The sequence below is a fragment of the bacterium genome, assembly GCA_016703265.1.
Lineage (GTDB): Bacteria > Krumholzibacteriota > Krumholzibacteriia > LZORAL124-64-63 > LZORAL124-64-63 > CAINDZ01.
Genome location: JADJCK010000015.1, coordinates 63967 through 80137 on the forward strand (window position 1 = coordinate 63967; position 16171 = coordinate 80137).

Consider the following 16171-nt stretch of genomic DNA (forward strand, 5'->3'; position numbering starts at 1 on the left):
TGCGGACGACGCCTGCCCTCTCTCGTCACACGACTGCCGCCACGAAAACGAGGTTGTCCACCAAAGGGCCAGCCGCGGACCCGGCAAAACCGCTTATCGCACCAGCTGCACCTTCACCGTCGCCGCGCCCCCAGGCGTCCGCAGACGTCCCAGGTAGGTGCCGCTCGGCAGCGAGCGCCCCGCGTCGTCGCAGCCGTCCCAGGTCCAGGCCTGGGGCCCGGCCGCCAATGCACCGGCGGCCAGTACGCGCACGCGACGCCCCGCGATGTCGAACATCTCCAGCGTGGCGAAGCCGCCCGACGCCATCTCGAAGCGCAGTTCGGTGCGCGGATTGAACGGGTTCGGCGCCGCGACCAGGCGCGGGGTCGCCGCCGGAAGTGCCCCGGGAGCGCCCGCAGCGCCGGCGGCCGCGGCGAAGACGGCCGTGCGCGTGATTGTTCCGCCGGAAGGCATCACCGAGGTTGCGGGTGTCGTCTCGTCCGTCTCCAGCCAGCGCACGAAGACCGAGCCGGGCTCAGGCAGCGCCGTGATCGTGACCGGGTTGCCGCGGAACCAGGTACCGGTGAAGGGGAAAGGCGAGCCCGGCACCGGGAGGCCCGCCGTGTTGGCGTCGATCACGACGCCACCCATCGCCACGCTGCCACGTGCCGGGTCGCTCACATGCACCACGACCGTGCCGGTGCCCGGCAGGCCGAACATCGCCTGGTAGTGCTGGCGCACGTAGGGCGGACGATTGTCCGTGAACTCGCGCAGCCAGCTGACCCACTGCGCCCAGTCCTGGTCCACGTCCCAGCGCGCATACCAGGTGGGAATGGCCGGCTCGTACTGGTCGGCATAGCCGTCGATGATGGGCACGAGATGCGATGGGCGGAACGTCGTGTTCAGGTGGGCGGCCATCGCATTGATGAAGTCGCTCCGGAAGCCGTCGTTCTCCAGCAGGCCGCGCAGCAGTTCGGTCGACCAGGCCGGCACATCGGTGGCCTGGGTGGCGCCGAACAGGGCGTCGTAGTCGGCCCAGTGGAAGCAGGCGTCCATGTCCTTCAGGGACCAGCGCCACTTGCCGTCGTGGCCGTACGGCGCGCCGGCCACGGTGCCGGCGGTATTCCGGCGCCACATCACGACGTTGTTGTCCGGCCAGTCGGTGTTGGCGGCGTAGATCTCGGCCGTGCACCAGGCGATGTAGTTGGCCATGTCCATCAGCGAGTCGGCGTGCGCGAACGCGGCGGCGTTGTTCATGTCGTGCGCGGCTACGTAGTCGCGCAAAGCGAAATACGGCAGGTTGGCGTCGGCGGGCCCATCGTCGACCTCGCCGTTGTTCTCCAGAAGCACCACTTCGGATTCGGGAATGCCGTAGACCCGCTCGTAGTAGAAGCGGCTGTACTCGTCGCGCAGGTTCGCCAGGCCCCAGTACTCGCCGTCCAGGAACTGGATCACCGGGCGTCCGGCCTGCGTGTCGAAACCCATGTCGCCGAACATCGTGTGCAGGGCCAGGTCGCGGAAGTCGAGGTGGTATTAGTCGTCGCCGGAGCTGCGCAGGCGGAATCGTGCCCAGGCGGAGTAGGGCAGGTCCGGGAACAACTGGGTGCTGAAGTCGGTATCACCGTATTCGGCGTCGGCGTACAGTTTGAGCGACTTCTGCGGCAGGCGCACCGTCCAGCTGCCGCTGATGCGTGCGCCGGCGTCCTGCGAAAGCACCAGGCCGCCGCTCGCGTCGAACAACTCCACATGCACCGGCCGTTCCCAGGCTGAGCCGCTCTCGAAGTAGTTCCCGCTCCAGGCGATGTCCGGATCCCAGAGGTTGCCCGGCACATAGATGCCGGTCGCGTCGTCGAACAGGTTCGCCGGATCGGTCGCCAGCGAGATGACGGGGAAGAAACAGCGCGAGGCCACCTCCGCCCCGACGATGAAGGATTGTGTGACGACGGCGCTCGGTTCCAGGCCGCTGCGGAACGCGCGCGCCCGCACCACCGTGATCTTGTCGATGTTGCCCGCCGGCGGTCGCCACGCTTCGTGTCCGCTCGCGATGAAGTTCGTGGGGATCAGCGAGAAGAAGTTCGGGTCGTCCGCGCGATCGTCGACGGTGAAGGGCGCGGTGTAGAGCGGCGATGTCGCCGTCGGTACGCTGCCGTCGAGCGTGTAGCGGATCTGCGCGGCCTGGTCCAGGCAGGCCATGGAAAGGCTGAAGGACGCGGCGCGGAAGCCGGCCGGCCTCGAGAACAGCGGCGCAGGCACCGTGCCCGTGGGCAAGCCGTTGGCGGCGCCCGGAGTGGCCACCGGGTAGATCGACCACGTGGCGCCGCCGTCGGGCTGGCGCGCATACGAGCGGTCGGCAGTCAGCGCCATGGCCGGCGCCTGGTCCAGCAGTGTCACGCCGTTGGCCGCCGTCAGGAGCACGGGCTCCCCCGAGGCGCCCAGTTTGAAGTTGGTATGCAGCTGGCCGCCGCCGCGCACGCCGTTCTTGTCCGAGGCCCAGACCAGCAGCCAGCCGTGGGCCGGCACCGATCCCTGGGGGAACTGCCATTTGAGGGGCACCGCGGCGTCATCGCTCAACCAGCAACCGGTGAGGTTCACGGTCGCGGCCCCGGGATTGTAGAGCTCGATCCAGTCGGAGTAGGCTCCGTCCACATCGACCCGCGTGGCCGTGTTCGAACTCATGTACTCGTTGATGAACACGGTCTGGGCCGCAGCCGTCGAAGCGAAGGAGAGCAGCAGGAAGGTCAGAAGGCGTTTGGCAAAGGCGCGCATGGATGGGCCCTTCTTTCGCCTGCCGGCGGCCGCATCACCGCGACCGCCGGCTTCGGTTCCCCTCCGTAGCCTAGCGCACGAGCTGCATCTTGACCAGCGAGTTGCCCTCACTGGTGCGCAGGCGGCCCAGGTAGCCGCCGCTGGCCAGGGCGTGGCCATTTTCGTCGCGGCCGTCCCACGTGATCGCGTGATTCCCTGCCGCCAGGTCGCCGGCAGCGAGCGTCCGCATGCGGCGGCCCGCCAGGTCGAAGATCTCGAGCGTCACCGGTCCGTCCTGCGACAACTCGAAGCTGAGCGTTGTCTGCGGATTGAACGGGTTCGGGGCCACGGCAAGGCGCAGGGCGGGACGCGGCAGGTCGTTGTCGTCGGGCACGTCGGACAGCGAGTCCAGGCGCGCGTAGAGGGCCACGTTGTCCCAGCGCGTGTTGCCCGAGGCACCGGCGGCGTTGGTGCCGCTGAACAGCAGGCGCACGCGGAAGTCCGGGTTGTCGTTGGCCGCGGCAATGCCGGCGAAGTCCCAGCTGACCAGGCCCGGCACCTCGCTGATGGCCACGGTGCCGCCCAGCGGCAGCCAGTTGTCGGTGCCCGCGGCGGTGGCGTACTCCAGGCGCACTTCCTGGGCGCCGTTCGAGGAGCGCCAGACGGCTGCTGCCAGCAGCGGCTCGGCCAGCCCGGTCGTCGGCAGCGTGATGTGCAGTTCGCGCGTGTCGGACGGGTTGCGCACGCGCAGGCCGAGCCCCGCGGCGTTGCCCAGCTGCGCGTTCACGTCGGAGCCCGCCACGTTGTCCAGGTAGCCGGCGCCGGTGCCCGGCCAGGTGATGGTCGGTGCGCCGACCGCAGCCACGTCGGCGGCGACCGAGGTGAGCGTGCCGGCCGGCAGGCTGTTGAAGTGCCAGTAGTGCGCCAGTTGCGGCGGGTTGGCGTCGCTGGCGAACACCGCCGTGCGGGTGACCAGCGCCGCGCCCGGCGTCACGGTGATCGTCGGGGTCGTCTCGCCGGTCTCCTGCCAGCGCACGAAGGTCGAGCCGGCCGCCGGCAGCGCCGTCACGGTGACGGCATTGCCCTGGAAGTAGGCGCCGGTCCACGGGTAGGGCGAGCCGGGAACGGGCAGGCCCGGCGTGTTCGCGTCGATCACCAGCGTGTTCACGCGAACGGAGCCGCGTGCGGCGTCGCTGACATCGACCCGCACGCTGCCGGTGCCGGCCAGGCCGAAGAAGGACTGGTACTGCTGGCGCATGACGGCCGGGCGATTCACCGTGAAGGTACGGAAGGCCTGCACCTGCGCGTTCCAGTTCTCCGTCAGGGCCCAGCGCGCGTACCACGTCGGGATGGCTGGCGCGTAACGGTTCGCATGCTCGTCGATGATGCTGATCAGCCGCGACGACACGAAGGTGGCGTTCAGATGGTCGGCCGCGTTGTTGATGAAGTCGCGGCGGAAGCCGTCGTTCTCCAGCAGGCCGCGCAGCAGTTCGGTCGACCAGGGCGGATTCGGCCAGCTCGGACCGTTGGTGGCCGTCGCGGCGGCCAGCGCGTTGTAGGACGCGTCCTGGAACGAATCGTCCATGTCCTTCAGCGACCAGCGCCAGCGGCCGTCGTGCCCGGTGGGCGCGCCGAGGGCGTTGGTGGCCAGGTTGCGGCGCCAGAAGACGATGTTGTTGCCGGGCCAGTCGGTGTTCGCCGCGTAGATCTCGGCCGTGCAGTACTCGATGAAGTTGGCGACGTCCATGAGCGAGTCCACATGCGCGAACGCCGCCGGGTCGTTCATGTCGTGCGCGGCCACATAGGTGCGCAGCGCGAAGTACGGCAGGTTGCCGTCGGCGGGGCCGTCGTCGACCTCGCCGTCGTTCTCCAGGAGCACCACGTCGGCCTCGGGCACGCCGTACATGCGCTCGTAGTAGAAGCGGCTGTACTCGTCGCGCAGGTTGGCCAGACCCCAGTACTCGCCGTCCAGGAACTGGATCACCGGGCGGCCCGCCTGGCGGTCGAAGTCCAGGCCGTCGAACATCGCGTGGATCGAGAGGTCGCGGAAGCCGATATAGCCCCAGTCGTCGCCGGAGTTGCGCACGCGGAAGCGCGCATACGAAGTGGACGGCAGCTCGGGGAACAACTGCGCGCCGAAGGTGGGCTCGCCGTAGCCAATACCGGCGTACAGCTTCACGGTCTTCTGCGGCAGCTTCACCGTCGCGTTGCCGCTGATGCGGATGCCGGCATCCTGCGAGAGCACCACGTCGCCGGCTTCGTTGAACAGCTCGACATGCACCGGCCGCTCCCAGGCCGCGCCGCTCTGGAAGTAGTTGCCGGTCTCGTCGGCCCCGGGCACGTACAGGTTGCCCGGCACATAGATGCCGTTGGCGTTATCGAACAGGTTCACCGGGTCGGTCACCAGCGAGATGACCGGGAAGAAGCAGCGCGAAGCCACGTCCGGCCCCACGATGTACGAACGCGTGGCCACCTTGCCGGGCGTCAGGCCGGTGCGGAAAGCGCGTGCGCGCACGACCGTGATCTTGTCGATGGCGCCCACCGGCAGCCGCCAGGCGTAGTGGCCGGGCGCCATGAAGTTGGTCGGGATCGGCGCGTAGACCGCCGGGTCGCCGGCGCGGTCGTCGATGGTGATCGGGCCCGTGTACACCGGCGAGGTCGCGGTCGGCTCGCTGCCGTCGAGTGTGTAACGGATGGTGGCCAGCGGGTCGGTCGTGGCCAGTACCAGGCCGAACGAGGCGGCGTGGAAGCCGGCCTGCGCCGAGAAGACGGGCGTGGGCGCTACCTGCGTGGGTACGCCGTTGGCCGCGCCCGGCGTCGCCACGTTGTACACCGACCATGTGGCCGCGCCGTCGGGCTGCCGCGCGTACGACTGGTCCGCCGTCAGCAGCATCGCCGGCGCCTGGTCCAGCAGCGTCACGCCGTCGGCCGCCGTCAGCAGCAGCGGCTCGCCCGAAGCGCCGATCTTGAAGTTGGTATGGAGCTGGCCGCCGGCCAGCACGCCGTTCTTGTCCGAGGCCCACACCACCAGCCACCCGTGGGCCGGCACCGATCCCTGCGGGAACTGCCACTTGAGAGGCAGGGCGGCGTCATCGCTCAGCCAGGCGCCGGTCAGGTTCACGGCGGTCGCGCCGGGATTGTAGAGCTCGATCCAGTCGGAGAAGGCGCCGTCGACATCGGCCAGCGTGCCCGTATTGGTGCTCATGAACTCGTTGATGACCACCGACTGCGCCGCCGCCGGACCCGCCAGCAGGCAGGCGACGGCAAGCACCGGCAACCAGCGCAAGGACTTGTGCAGCATTCTCTAACCTTCCAAATGACAACAGGTTACAGTAGTGGCGGGGTCCATTGCCGGTCGTCTTGCGCGTTACGCCCCCTAATTTGATCAATAATAACACGCCAAGGGCGGTACCGTCAAAGCAATACCGACACGGGGCGTTTTCCCTGCTATCCTCGTTGTTGCAGAAACTGGATCCGTTTTCAGCCATTTTGCCCCCCTGGGCGCAAGGAACCGCCCCATGGTCACCCGGCCTGCCCTCTGGTTGCCCATCCTTCTGTCGGCCGTCGCCGTGTGCGTCGCCCGTGTGGCGCGACTGTCGCTGCCGGCGGCAGCTTCGGCTGGTTGTGGCCAAGCGTGTGATCGCAGGCGGTCCGGCATCTATTGACGGGAAGGCGGCGTTTTCCGACATTCACTTTTAGCCTTCCGGGGCTGGCCAGGTGAACCTCGAAGTGAACCCCCAACCGGATGACGGCAGGCCATGAACCATCTGCGCACGATTGCCGGGACCATGATCGCCCTCTTCCTGCTCGGCGCCCTTGCCGGCTGCGGCGGGGGCGGCGATCCGGTCGCGCCCGACGACGGCACACCGGCGGCCGTCACCGACCTTGAGACGGTGGCCGGCACCGACAACAGCGTCACCCTGGCCTGGACCGTGCCCGCGGCCGCCGCGAAGGCCGGCGGCTCGCTGGCCTACGACCTGCGCTACACGCTGCTGGGGCAGGAGGCTGCCGACCGTTCGCTGTGGACGGCGGCGCCGGCGCCGCTGGCGTTGACGGGCGCGGGCCAGACGCAGATGCATGTGGTGACCGGGCTCGCGGCGGGATCCACCTACGTGTTCAGCCTGGCCGCGCGGTACGGCAGCGGCGCGTGGTCGACGCCTTCGGCGCCGGCGGTCGGTACCGCAGCCGTGCAGCCCGACCAGACGCCGCCGGCCCGCGTGCAGGACCTGGTGCAGTATGCCGGCACCACCGGTTCCCTGACCGTGGCCTGGTCGCTGGCCGGCGACGACACCATCTATGGACGCGCCGAAGACTATGAAGTGCGCTATGCCGGCACGCCCCTCACAGCCGAAACCTGGGCTGCCGCCACGGTTGCCGATGAAGTGCCCGAGGCGCACCCGGTCCCCGGCAGGCTGATGCTGACGATCGACGGGCTTGTCGAGGGCCAGACCTATCACGTGGGCCTGAAGGCGCTCGACGATGCCGGCCACGCCTCGGCGCTGTCGAACGTGGTGACCGCGAGCGCCGTCGCGATGCGCACCATCCACGTGCGCGTCGACGGCAGCGGCGATTACGCCAGGCTGAACGACGCGATCCACGCCGCGATGCCCGGCGACGTCGTGCTTGTGGGACCCGGTCGCTACACCTGGACGAACCAGGGCGATGGCGACGCCACGCAGGGCCTGTTCGTCGTCCGGCGCGACCAGACCGACTTCACCATCCGCAGCGAGGCCGGCGCCGCTGCGACCATTCTCGACGCCGAGCGGCAGGGTCGCGTCATGTACGTGGTCGGCGGCACGTTCGGCAGCGGCGAAGAGCGCACCTGGGCCGGCGTCACCATCGAGGGCTTCACGTTCGTCAACGGGCTTGCGCTCGGCGTTGGCGGCGAGCTTGGCCCGCCGTGGGCCGGTGCCGGGCTGGCCCTGCACCTGACCGACACCCTCGTGCGCGACTGCATCTTCCGCGACAACGAGGCGATCGAGGGCGGCGCGGTCTGGATGGGCGGCCAGGGCGGCTCGCGGCTGGAGAACTGCCTGCTCGAGAACAACGAGGCCGAATCCGGCGGCGCCGTCCACCTGGTCAACAGCGAGCCGGTGATGAGCCTGAGCGGCTGCATCATCCGGAACAACGTCGCGTCGCTGGCCGGTGGCGCCATCTACGCAGCCAATGTCGGCCTGGAGATGGACGACACCCTCGTCCACGGCAACCTGGCGATCGATCGCGGCGGCGCCATGTACATCGCGGCCCTTCACGACGGCAGCTGGATCGAGGGCTGTTCGTTCCTGGGCAACACGGCGCCGATCGCCTCGGGCCTCCGGCTGGCCTATCCGATGACCTTGACGCTGCGCCGCAGCCTGGTTGCCGCGAACGGCGGCGGGGCGGGCATCGAGATCGTCGCTGTGGGCGTGGGTTCGGGCGCGGTGCTGAAGGCCGGCTGCAACCTGGTGTTCGGCAACAACGGTGGCAACGCGTGGCCCATCGGCACCATCGATCTCGGCGGCAACCTGGCGAGCGACCCGCTGCTGTGCCCCGACGGCTTGCATCCGTCGGCCGGCTCGCCCTGCCTGCCGGGCAACCGTGCCGGCGGCGACGAATGCGGCCTCATCGGCGCCCTCGGCCAGGGCTGCGGAGGCTGAGCGGGATGGCGATCATCGAAGGTCCCGGCGGCCCCGTCGAACTGGATGAACGGGGCTACCTGAAGAACGCCGCCGACTGGACGCGCGAACTGGCCCCGCTGCTGGCTTCGCGCGAAGGCCTGCGCCAGCTCACGCCCGACCACTGGCGCCTGATCGAGGTCATGCGCGCGCATCATGCCGAGCGCGGCGCCATGCCGATGATCCGCGAGCTCTGCCGCGCCACCGGCTTCTCGCTGCAGCGCATCTACGAACTGTTCCCGAAGGGGCCGGGGCAGGACGCTTGCCGCGTGGCCGGGCTGCCGAAGCCGGACTCCTGCGTCTAGCGCTCGGGCTGGCAGGCAGGGCACCAGCTGCTGGAGCGGCCCCCGATCACCATCCGCTCGATGGTCGTGCCGCAGTCGCGGCAGGGCTCGCCGCCGCGCCCGTACACGCGCAGCTTGCGCCGGAAATTGCCCGGCTGGCCGTGGAAGTTGCGGAAATCGAGGAAGGTGGTGCCACCGTGCCTGATGGCCAGGCGCAGCACCCGCTTCGCGCGGCGCAGCACCTCGCGCAGTACGGCTTCGTCGAGGTCGCGCGGCCGCGCCAGCGGATGCACGCCGGCCAGGAACAGCGACTCGTCGGCGTAGATGTTGCCCAGCCCCGCCGCGACGCCCTGGTCGAGCAGCACGCTCTTGAACGGCGCGCCGCGACCGCGCACCCGCGCCAGCCAGTCGGCGGTCTTCACCGTCATCATGTCGGGACCCACGTGGGCCAGCGCGGCCGGCGACGTGCCGTCTTCCACCAGCGTCAGGCGGCCGAACTTGCGCACGTCGCGGAAGTGGACGGCATGCCCGTCGAAGTCGAAGGTCACGTGCACATGGCGGTCGGGCTCGTAGTCGGGCTGGGCCAGGAACTGGCCCGTCATGCGCAGGTGGATCATGAGGAACGAAGCGGTGCCGGCGTCGTCCTCGAAGCGGGCGATGAGGTATTTGCCGTGGCGATGCAGTCCGGTCAGCCGGCGTTGCAGCAGCGCCGCGCGCACCGCCTTGGGCGACGGCTCGAACACGCCGCCCCAGCGGATTTCCAGGCCCGTCAGGCGGCGCCCGGTGAGTGCCGCCGACAGGGCGCGGCCGACGCTTTCGACCTCGGGCAGTTCCGGCACTACAATCCCCGCGATTCCTTGACGGCGTCATATGCAGCGTTGATCTGGCGCATCTTCTCGTCGGCGAACTTCCGGAAGTCCTCGCCCATGCCCTTGTTCACCACCACGTCGGGGTGATGCTCGCGCGCGAGCCGCCGGTACGCCTTCTTCACTTCCTCGTCGGTGGCATCGCGCGTCACGCCCAGCACCGCGTAGGAGGCGTCGATGCTGCGCCGCGGGTCGAACATGGCCGCGGCCGTCTCATAGTCGCGCGCGTTCAGGCCCATCTCGCGGGCGATCGAGCGCAGCAGCCGGTCCTCGGCCTGGTCGATGCCGGCGTCGGCCGCCGCCACACTCATCAGCAGCGCCATCAGGTCGCGCAACCGGTCGGGCTCGTGGCCGATCAGGGCCCGCACCTGGCGCGCGAATTCCTCGGCCGGGACGGCCGAATCACGCGCCTGGTTGAACAGACTGGCGGCCACGCGCCGGTCTTCGGGCGACATGCCCAGGCGGTCGCGCAGGAAGGCGTCGAACGAGCGCACTTCCTGTTCGGTCACGCGCCCGTCCGCCTTGGCCACCTTGGCCGCCAGGCTGATCATCGCCACCAGGAAGGCCTGCTGGGCCTGCCGGGCGTCGCGCACGGGGGCGCCGTAGGGGCTGTTGCCGTAAGTTCTCTGGTTGTAGCCGGTTGACCCGTAGTTGCTGGGGCCGCCCATGGACGGACGCGGGCCCGACTCGCCGATGTTCGCGCCGATGGCGCCACCGACAATGGCCCCGAACGGACCGAACATCATGAATCCGAGGCTCCCGCCCACCAGCGTACCCAGCAAACCCATGTCCGCGCGCCTTTCCGTCCAGGTTCCGGGGACCGCATGATAGGCCGTGTCCGGGCCCCGGGCAACCTTACCTGCCCCGGGTACAATGTATTCAAGATAAACGCATGCCGGTCGATATGTTCGCGGTACGCAGGGAGCGTCCGTTCACCGCGAGCCGCACCGGCGGCGCGCCAGTACCCGGGGAAAGCGCCATGAACATCCTTGTCGTGGAAGATGACTTCATCAGCCGTCGGTTGCTCTGCCGCTACCTGGAAAAAATCGGCAACTGCGATGTCGCCATCAACGGCGCTGAGGCCGTGGCGGCGGTCCATGACGCCCTGCATGCCCAGGCGCACTATGACCTCATCTGCCTGGACATCATGATGCCCGGCATGAGCGGGCAGGAGGCGCTCGAGGCCATCCGCAAGCTCGAGATCGAGCATGACATCCACGTCGGCCAGGGCGCCCGCGTGATCATGACCACGGCGCTGGAGGACCACAAGGCCGTGCGGCAGGCCTTCAAGGCGTCGGCTGACGGCTACCTGGTCAAGCCGATCGAGAAGCTGAAGCTCTTCAAGCTGCTGAACGAACTGGGCCTGCAGACGACGATCGCCGGCTGACGACATGGCGACACTGACCGCACCGCGCACCGACACGCCCGCAGACCGCATCAGCGATCGCGAGTTCAACGCGATCCGCGACCTGGTCTACGCACGCTTCGGCATCACCCTTGGCGACCACAAGAAGAGCCTGGTGGTCGGGCGCCTGCAGAAGGTGCTTGCCCAGCGCGGATTCCGCACGTTCCAGCAGTACTACGACTGGCTGAAGAACGATGCTTCGGGCCAGGGCCTCGAGGAACTGGCCAATCGCATCACGACCAACCACACGTTCTTCAACCGCGAGCCGGCCCACTTCGAGTTCTTCGCCGACACGCTGCTGCCGCAACTGGTCGAGCGGCGCCGCGCGGAAAACCGCCGCGAACTGCGCTTCTGGTGCGCGGGCTGCTCGTCGGGCGAGGAACCCTATACGCTGATGATGCTGATGCGCGAGCACCTGGGTGCCGACGCGCCCAACTGGAAGTCGATCCTGTTGGCGACCGACCTGTCGGAAACCGTGCTCCGCAAGGCCATCAACGGCGTCTACGACGCTGAGCGCGTCAGCCAGATGCCGCTGCAGCTGCGCCGCCGCTGGTTCGTCGCGCATAAGGACGGCAACGTCCGCGTGCACGACGACATCCGTCGCGCGGTCATTTTCAAGCGGCACAACCTGATGTCGGCCACGTTCCCGTTCCATCACCAGTTCGATGCCGTCTTCTGCCGCAACGTCATGATCTACTTCGATCACCAGACGCGGCTCGAGCTGGTCACCAAGTTCCACCACCACACGGCGCCGGGCGGCTACCTGTTCATCGGCCACTCGGAAACACTCGGACGTGACGAGACTCCCTACGAGTACGTCATGCCGGCACTCTACCGCAAACGGCCCCAGGGCTGAGGAGACGTCATGGCCAGGATCCTGATCGCCGAGGACGATCCCATGGTGCGCCGCACCATCACCAAGGGCCTGGCGCCGCTCCAGCACGATCTGCTGTTCGTGAGCGACGGCATCCACGCCATGGACGTCCTGCGCTGCAACCCCTGCTTCGACCTGCTGATCACCGACATCTCGATGCCGCTGCTCGACGGCCGCCAGCTGGTGAGCACCATCGCGCACGACAAGGCGCTGTGCGACCTGCCCGTGCTGATCATGTCGGGCGTGGTGGGCGTGAACGAGATCTCCGACCTGCTGGACCTCGGCGCCTCGGCGTTCCTGGCCAAGCCCCTGAACATGAAGGCCCTGCGCGAGGACGTGACGAACTGCCTGGAGCTGCGGTCGGCCGGCGTCCGCTGAACGGATCGAGAGCGGCCCCTTGCCGACGCGGAAGCGGTTGGCAAGGGGCCGTTTCCGTCCTATCGTGCGCAGATGGCCGCGGGCGGACGCCCGCCGCCGCACCCCGAGAGGAAAATCGCGACATGTGGACCCAACGCCCCGTGCTGTTCGCCGGCCCCGATGCCCCGGGCGGCTCGCCCCTCGAGCGTGACCGCATCGAGGCCCGCTACAAATGGCGGCCCGAACTCATCTACGCCGACTGGGCGGCCTGGGAGCGCGACTTCGTCCAACTGGAGGGCACCCTGCCCGGCCTGGCCGCGCGCCAGGGCTCCCTGTCCGAATCGGGCGCGGCCCTGCTGGCCGCGATCGAGGCCACCCAGGAAGCCCGCCGCCGCCTCGAGCGCCTTCTCATCTTCGCCAACCTGCGGAGCGACGAGGACACGCGCGTGGGCGAGAACACGGCGCGCAAGGGCCGCGCGGCCAGCCTCTCGGTGCGCTATGCCGAGGCCGTCAGCTGGTTCGAGTCCGAGGTTCTGGAGATCGAGCCCGAACGGCTGGCTGCGCTGGTCGCTTCCGAGGCCGGTCTGGGCCTGTATGCGCACTTCTTTGAGAACATCCACCGCGGCCGCGCCCACACGCTGCCTGCCGACCAGGAGGCGCTGCTGGCCGGCGCCGGCCTCATGTCGCGCGGCGCCGGCCAGGTCTTCAACGCCTTCGACAATGCCGACCTGCGGCTGGGCGAGGTGACCGACGAGGAGGGCCACCGCGTCACCCTGACCAAGGCGCGCCACCAGAAGTTCATGAAGTCGCCCGATCGGCGCCTGCGGCAGGAATCGTACGAGATGTTCCTCGATGCCTACGGCGCCATGCAGAACACGCTGGCGGCAAACCTGGACGCCAACGTGAAGAACCACGTCTTCTTCGCGCAGGCCCGCCGCCATGAAGGCACGCTCGAGGCCGCCCTGCATCCCGACGGCGTGCCGCCGTCGGTCTTCCACGCGCTGGTCGAGTCGGTCGGCGCCCACACCGCCGTCATGCACCGCTACACGGCGCTGAAGAAGCGCGTCCTGAAGCTGGACCCGCTGCGCGAGCACGACCTTTCGGCCCCGCTGTTCGCCGACGGCGAATTCAGCTTCGAGTACGACAACGCCTGCACGATGCTGCTCGACGCCTTCGCGCCGCTGGGCCCCGACTACGTGGCGACGGTGCGCGGCGGCATCGAGGGCGGCTGGATCGATGTCCACGAGAACGCCGGCAAGCGCAGCGGCGGCTATTCGAGCGGCTCGTACGACACGGCGCCCTACATCCTGCTGAACTGGAGCGGGCAGCTGGGCGACACCTTCACCCTGGCCCACGAACTGGGCCACTCGCTGCACACCTGGCTCGCGGCGCGCCACCAGCCGTACGTGTACGGCGACTATCCCATCTTCACGGCCGAGGTGGCCTCCACCTTCAACGAGCTGCTGACGATGGACCACCTCCTGCGCACGACCACCGACCCGCGCCGGCGCCTCTACCTGCTGGACTACCACCTGTCGCAGATCAACAACACGGTCTTCCGGCAGACGATGTTCGCCGAGTTCGAGCTGCGCATCCACCAGCTGGGCGAACAGGGCGAAACCCTGACGGCCCAGTCGCTGAACGCCCTCTACCTGGAGCTCCTGGTCAAGTACTGGGGCCCCGAAGTGGCGTTCGACGCGGCCCGCAGCCCCCTCACCTGGAGCCGCATCCCGCACTTCTTCTACAACTTCTACGTCTACCAGTACGCCACGGCGTACTCGGCGGCCGTGGCCCTGTCCCGCAAGGTGCTGCGCGGCGGCCCAGACGATCGGGAACAATACCTCGACATCCTGCGTTCGGGGTGCAGTCGTTATCCCGTCGAAACCGTGCGCCTGGGCGGCGTCGACCTGGCCTCGCCGGGTCCCATGCAGGACGTCATCACCCTGTTCGGCGAGCTGGTCGACCAGGTCGAATCCCTCCTGGAGTCGTGAGCATGAAGTCGAATCGCAGTTTTCTCGCTGTCCTGGGCGTCGTGTCGGCCATGGCCTTCTGGAACTACGGGGCCTTCGCCGTCGCGGCCACACCGCCCCCGCCGCCGTCGACCGGTACGAACACGAGATTCGACGACCTGCCGGACAGCCGCAATCCCATCGCCTACAAGTCGGCCGAAGGCCAGTTCAGCACGACGTTTCCCACCGGTTGCGCACGCCTGCACACGCGCACGAACCAGGCCGGCGAAGACTCTCCCCGCACCGACATCTACGTAGCCTTCGTGACCTGCGAACGCGCGGGCACCACCGGCGAAGGTTGCCTGGTCAACGTCCGCCGGGGCGTGGCGGGCGGCCTGACCGCCAAGGCGGCCTCCGATTCGGTGATGAACGAGATCCGCGAACTGCTCGCCGTCTACAGCGTGGTCCCCGCCCGCCAGACCCCGCTGCGCCGCGATTTCGGCAAGCACGGCATCGTCGAAGGCCTCGATGTCCAGGCCCACCCGCAATCCGGCACCGGCGATGTCTGGATCCGCGGCCTGCTTCGCGGCGACGACATGTACTTTCTCGTCGCCTGGAAGACCGCCGGCGGCCTCTTCGACGACCCCGAGTACGCCCTGTTCTTCGACGGCTTCAGGCCCTGGGTGGAATAGATGGGGCGGCCGCGACTTGCGCCGGCGCAAACTGCTCATGCGCGAACCGATGGCACCGCGAGCACAGCGTGACCAGGTTATCCGCCCGATTCGACCCGCCCTGCCCGCGTGGAATCACATGATGAACTTCCAGGAAATGCGCCGCCCCGCACCCGGGCGTGGCGCAGCGATGCCGATCGCGCGCGAGCACGGCGCTCCTCACCTTTGACGGAATCGTGGCGCGATTGCGCTTGCCTGCCTGCTCTACCCGCGCGTCGCATCCGGAGGCCGTGACTTGCGCCGGCGCAAGTGTTCGCTCACCGCGCGCTGTCACGGCTGCAGCCCGCCCGCAGTCCGGGCACTGGTGGATGACGATGCGGGCAGCGGGGCCTCTCGTGCCTGGCTTCGCTGCGGCTTCGGCCGGGCCCTCGACCAGTGATTCCAGCGCGGCGAGCACCAGATCCATGCGGTCGGCCGCGCGCGGCACGAGACCGCGCTTGCGCGCGCTTTCGACGAGCGCCTCGAACCGCGCCAGCTGCAGGCCGTCGGCGCGCAGGGTGATGGTGGTGGGAGGGTCTTCGGCCGGAGTGGAGTCGAGCGCCGCGACGTGTCCATCGGCCAGCAGTTGCGCCGGCGCAACTGCCGCGCCCAGCTCCAGCTGGCCCGCTTGCGCGGAGCTACCCCTCAGCCGCCGCCGCCGCACCGCAAGCACCTCACGTTCAAGCTCGCGCCGGCCCGTCACCTTCGCCTTTGCGACCCACGCCGCCTGCGTGGTCTCGCCGGCCACGCGGGCCACCTGCTGGGCCTTGGTCCAGCCGAGTTCGCCGCCCTCGACGGCTTCACGCAGCTCGGGCAACCGGTCGAGGTCATCGGCCAGGCGCTTGAACTGCCAATAGCGGTTGCGGCTGAAGCCCAGTTCGTGGACGGCATACAGTTCCAGCGAAGGGTGGCCCAGGAGGCGGAAGAGTTCGCGCCGCTGCACCTCGGCGAACCAGAGGACGGCACATTCGCGGGCCCGGTCGCAGGCGGCCAGGGCCTGGCGCAGGGCGGCATCGACGGTGGCGGCGGGCTGGTCTGGGGTATAGGAGGGGAGCACGGCGGTGGCCATGGGGGGCTCGGCTTTCGGGGAGGAGGGGACTGATTGCTATGGCGTAAATATAGCGAAGCTCGATAAAATATGCAATGTTAACAACGTCGAAATTATAAGTATGCGGTATACAGTAAGTATCGGCGAGGTCTACCCATAGGCGTCGATTCGAGCGCGGGGCGCCGACTTCTCTAAGCCTCCTCCTCGGATAACGCCAGCAGCCAGAGCACCTTGCGCCGCTGCCACCGGCTGCTGGTCAGCGCGCTCGAGCAGGGGAGGCCTCCATCGCCCCAACAGCGA

Annotated in this window: 13 protein-coding genes; 7 read left to right on the forward strand and 6 right to left on the reverse strand. The window is 68.7% G+C overall.

Translation table 11 applies throughout. From position 1 onward, the window contains the following. Positions 1-93: 93 nt before the first annotated feature. From IPG61_19565 to IPG61_19575, 3 genes are all read right to left on the reverse strand, one after another. On the reverse strand, positions 94-1464 hold the full coding sequence (locus IPG61_19565; protein MBK6736221.1) for a CotH kinase family protein: 1371 nt from the start codon (positions 1462-1464) through the stop codon (positions 94-96). 48 nt (positions 1465-1512) lie between these two features. After that, complete coding sequence (locus tag IPG61_19570) at positions 1513-2745, reverse strand: lamin tail domain-containing protein (protein MBK6736222.1); 1233 nt, start codon at positions 2743-2745, stop codon at positions 1513-1515. 70 nt (positions 2746-2815) lie between these two features. After that, on the reverse strand, positions 2816-6025 hold the full coding sequence (locus IPG61_19575) for a CotH kinase family protein (protein ID MBK6736223.1): 3210 nt from the start codon (positions 6023-6025) through the stop codon (positions 2816-2818). A gap of 457 nt (positions 6026-6482) precedes the next feature. Here IPG61_19575 and IPG61_19580 point away from each other — a divergent pair, with 457 nt between their 5' ends. Continuing rightward, a complete protein-coding gene (locus IPG61_19580; GenBank protein ID MBK6736224.1) occupies positions 6483-8360 on the forward strand; it encodes a fibronectin type III domain-containing protein in 1878 nt (625 codons plus the stop codon). A 5-nt stretch (positions 8361-8365) separates the two neighbouring features. Further along, entirely contained in the window at positions 8366-8683 is a 318-nt protein-coding gene (locus IPG61_19585; GenBank protein ID MBK6736225.1) for a TusE/DsrC/DsvC family sulfur relay protein, read from the forward strand. Here the strand turns inward: IPG61_19585 and mutM are convergent. Both mutM and IPG61_19595 read right to left on the reverse strand, forming a co-directional pair. Continuing rightward, a complete protein-coding gene (gene mutM, locus IPG61_19590) occupies positions 8680-9501 on the reverse strand; it encodes a bifunctional DNA-formamidopyrimidine glycosylase/DNA-(apurinic or apyrimidinic site) lyase (GenBank protein ID MBK6736226.1) in 822 nt (273 codons plus the stop codon). The genes IPG61_19585 and mutM overlap by 4 nt on opposite strands. Beyond that, the gene (locus IPG61_19595; protein ID MBK6736227.1) at positions 9501-10316 is read right to left on the reverse strand and encodes a TerB family tellurite resistance protein; all 816 of its coding nucleotides are present in this window, start codon (positions 10314-10316) and stop codon (positions 9501-9503) included. The genes mutM and IPG61_19595 overlap by 1 nt, the downstream gene beginning before the upstream one ends. A gap of 191 nt (positions 10317-10507) precedes the next feature. Between IPG61_19595 and IPG61_19600 the strand changes: the two genes are divergently transcribed. The 5 genes from IPG61_19600 to IPG61_19620 all read left to right on the forward strand — a co-directional run bounded on the left by IPG61_19600 (position 10508) and on the right by IPG61_19620 (position 14805). Then, entirely contained in the window at positions 10508-10915 is a 408-nt protein-coding gene (locus IPG61_19600) for a response regulator (GenBank protein MBK6736228.1), read from the forward strand. A gap of 4 nt (positions 10916-10919) precedes the next feature. Further along, complete coding sequence (locus IPG61_19605) at positions 10920-11789, forward strand: protein-glutamate O-methyltransferase CheR (protein MBK6736229.1); 870 nt, start codon at positions 10920-10922, stop codon at positions 11787-11789. Between the two features lie 9 nt (positions 11790-11798). Then, positions 11799-12185, forward strand: coding sequence for a response regulator (locus IPG61_19610; protein ID MBK6736230.1), 387 nt, complete (start codon positions 11799-11801; stop codon positions 12183-12185). Positions 12186-12307: 122 nt separating this feature from the next. Beyond that, positions 12308-14155, forward strand: coding sequence for an oligoendopeptidase F (gene pepF, locus IPG61_19615; GenBank protein ID MBK6736231.1), 1848 nt, complete (start codon positions 12308-12310; stop codon positions 14153-14155). A 2-nt stretch (positions 14156-14157) separates the two neighbouring features. Beyond that, positions 14158-14805, forward strand: a complete 648-nt coding sequence (locus IPG61_19620) for a hypothetical protein (GenBank protein ID MBK6736232.1) — start codon at positions 14158-14160, stop codon at positions 14803-14805. Here the strand turns inward: IPG61_19620 and IPG61_19625 are convergent. Continuing rightward, positions 14786-15892 carry an HNH endonuclease gene (locus tag IPG61_19625; protein MBK6736233.1) on the reverse strand — a complete coding sequence of 369 codons (1107 nt, stop codon included), beginning with the start codon at positions 15890-15892 and terminating at the stop codon, positions 14786-14788. The two genes, IPG61_19620 and IPG61_19625, sit on opposite strands and share 20 nt — an antisense overlap. Between the last annotated feature and the right edge of the window lie 279 nt (positions 15893-16171).

Coding starts and splice junctions, on each gene's coding strand:
- pepF (MBK6736231.1), top strand. CDS start 12,308: ATGTGGACCCAACGCCCCGTGCTGTTCGCCGGCCCCGATGCCCCGGGC.
- IPG61_19580 (MBK6736224.1), top strand. CDS start 6,483: ATGAACCATCTGCGCACGATTGCCGGGACCATGATCGCCCTCTTCCTG.
- IPG61_19605 (MBK6736229.1), top strand. CDS start 10,920: ATGGCGACACTGACCGCACCGCGCACCGACACGCCCGCAGACCGCATC.
- IPG61_19565 (MBK6736221.1), bottom strand. CDS start 1,464: ATGGGTTTCGACACGCAGGCCGGACGCCCGGTGATCCAGTTCCTGGAC.
- IPG61_19575 (MBK6736223.1), bottom strand. CDS start 6,025: ATGCTGCACAAGTCCTTGCGCTGGTTGCCGGTGCTTGCCGTCGCCTGC.
- IPG61_19610 (MBK6736230.1), top strand. CDS start 11,799: ATGGCCAGGATCCTGATCGCCGAGGACGATCCCATGGTGCGCCGCACC.
- IPG61_19600 (MBK6736228.1), top strand. CDS start 10,508: ATGAACATCCTTGTCGTGGAAGATGACTTCATCAGCCGTCGGTTGCTC.
- IPG61_19625 (MBK6736233.1), bottom strand. CDS start 15,892: ATGGCCACCGCCGTGCTCCCCTCCTATACCCCAGACCAGCCCGCCGCC.
- IPG61_19570 (MBK6736222.1), bottom strand. CDS start 2,745: ATGCGCGCCTTTGCCAAACGCCTTCTGACCTTCCTGCTGCTCTCCTTC.
- IPG61_19595 (MBK6736227.1), bottom strand. CDS start 10,316: ATGGGTTTGCTGGGTACGCTGGTGGGCGGGAGCCTCGGATTCATGATG.
- IPG61_19585 (MBK6736225.1), top strand. CDS start 8,366: ATGGCGATCATCGAAGGTCCCGGCGGCCCCGTCGAACTGGATGAACGG.
- IPG61_19620 (MBK6736232.1), top strand. CDS start 14,158: ATGAAGTCGAATCGCAGTTTTCTCGCTGTCCTGGGCGTCGTGTCGGCC.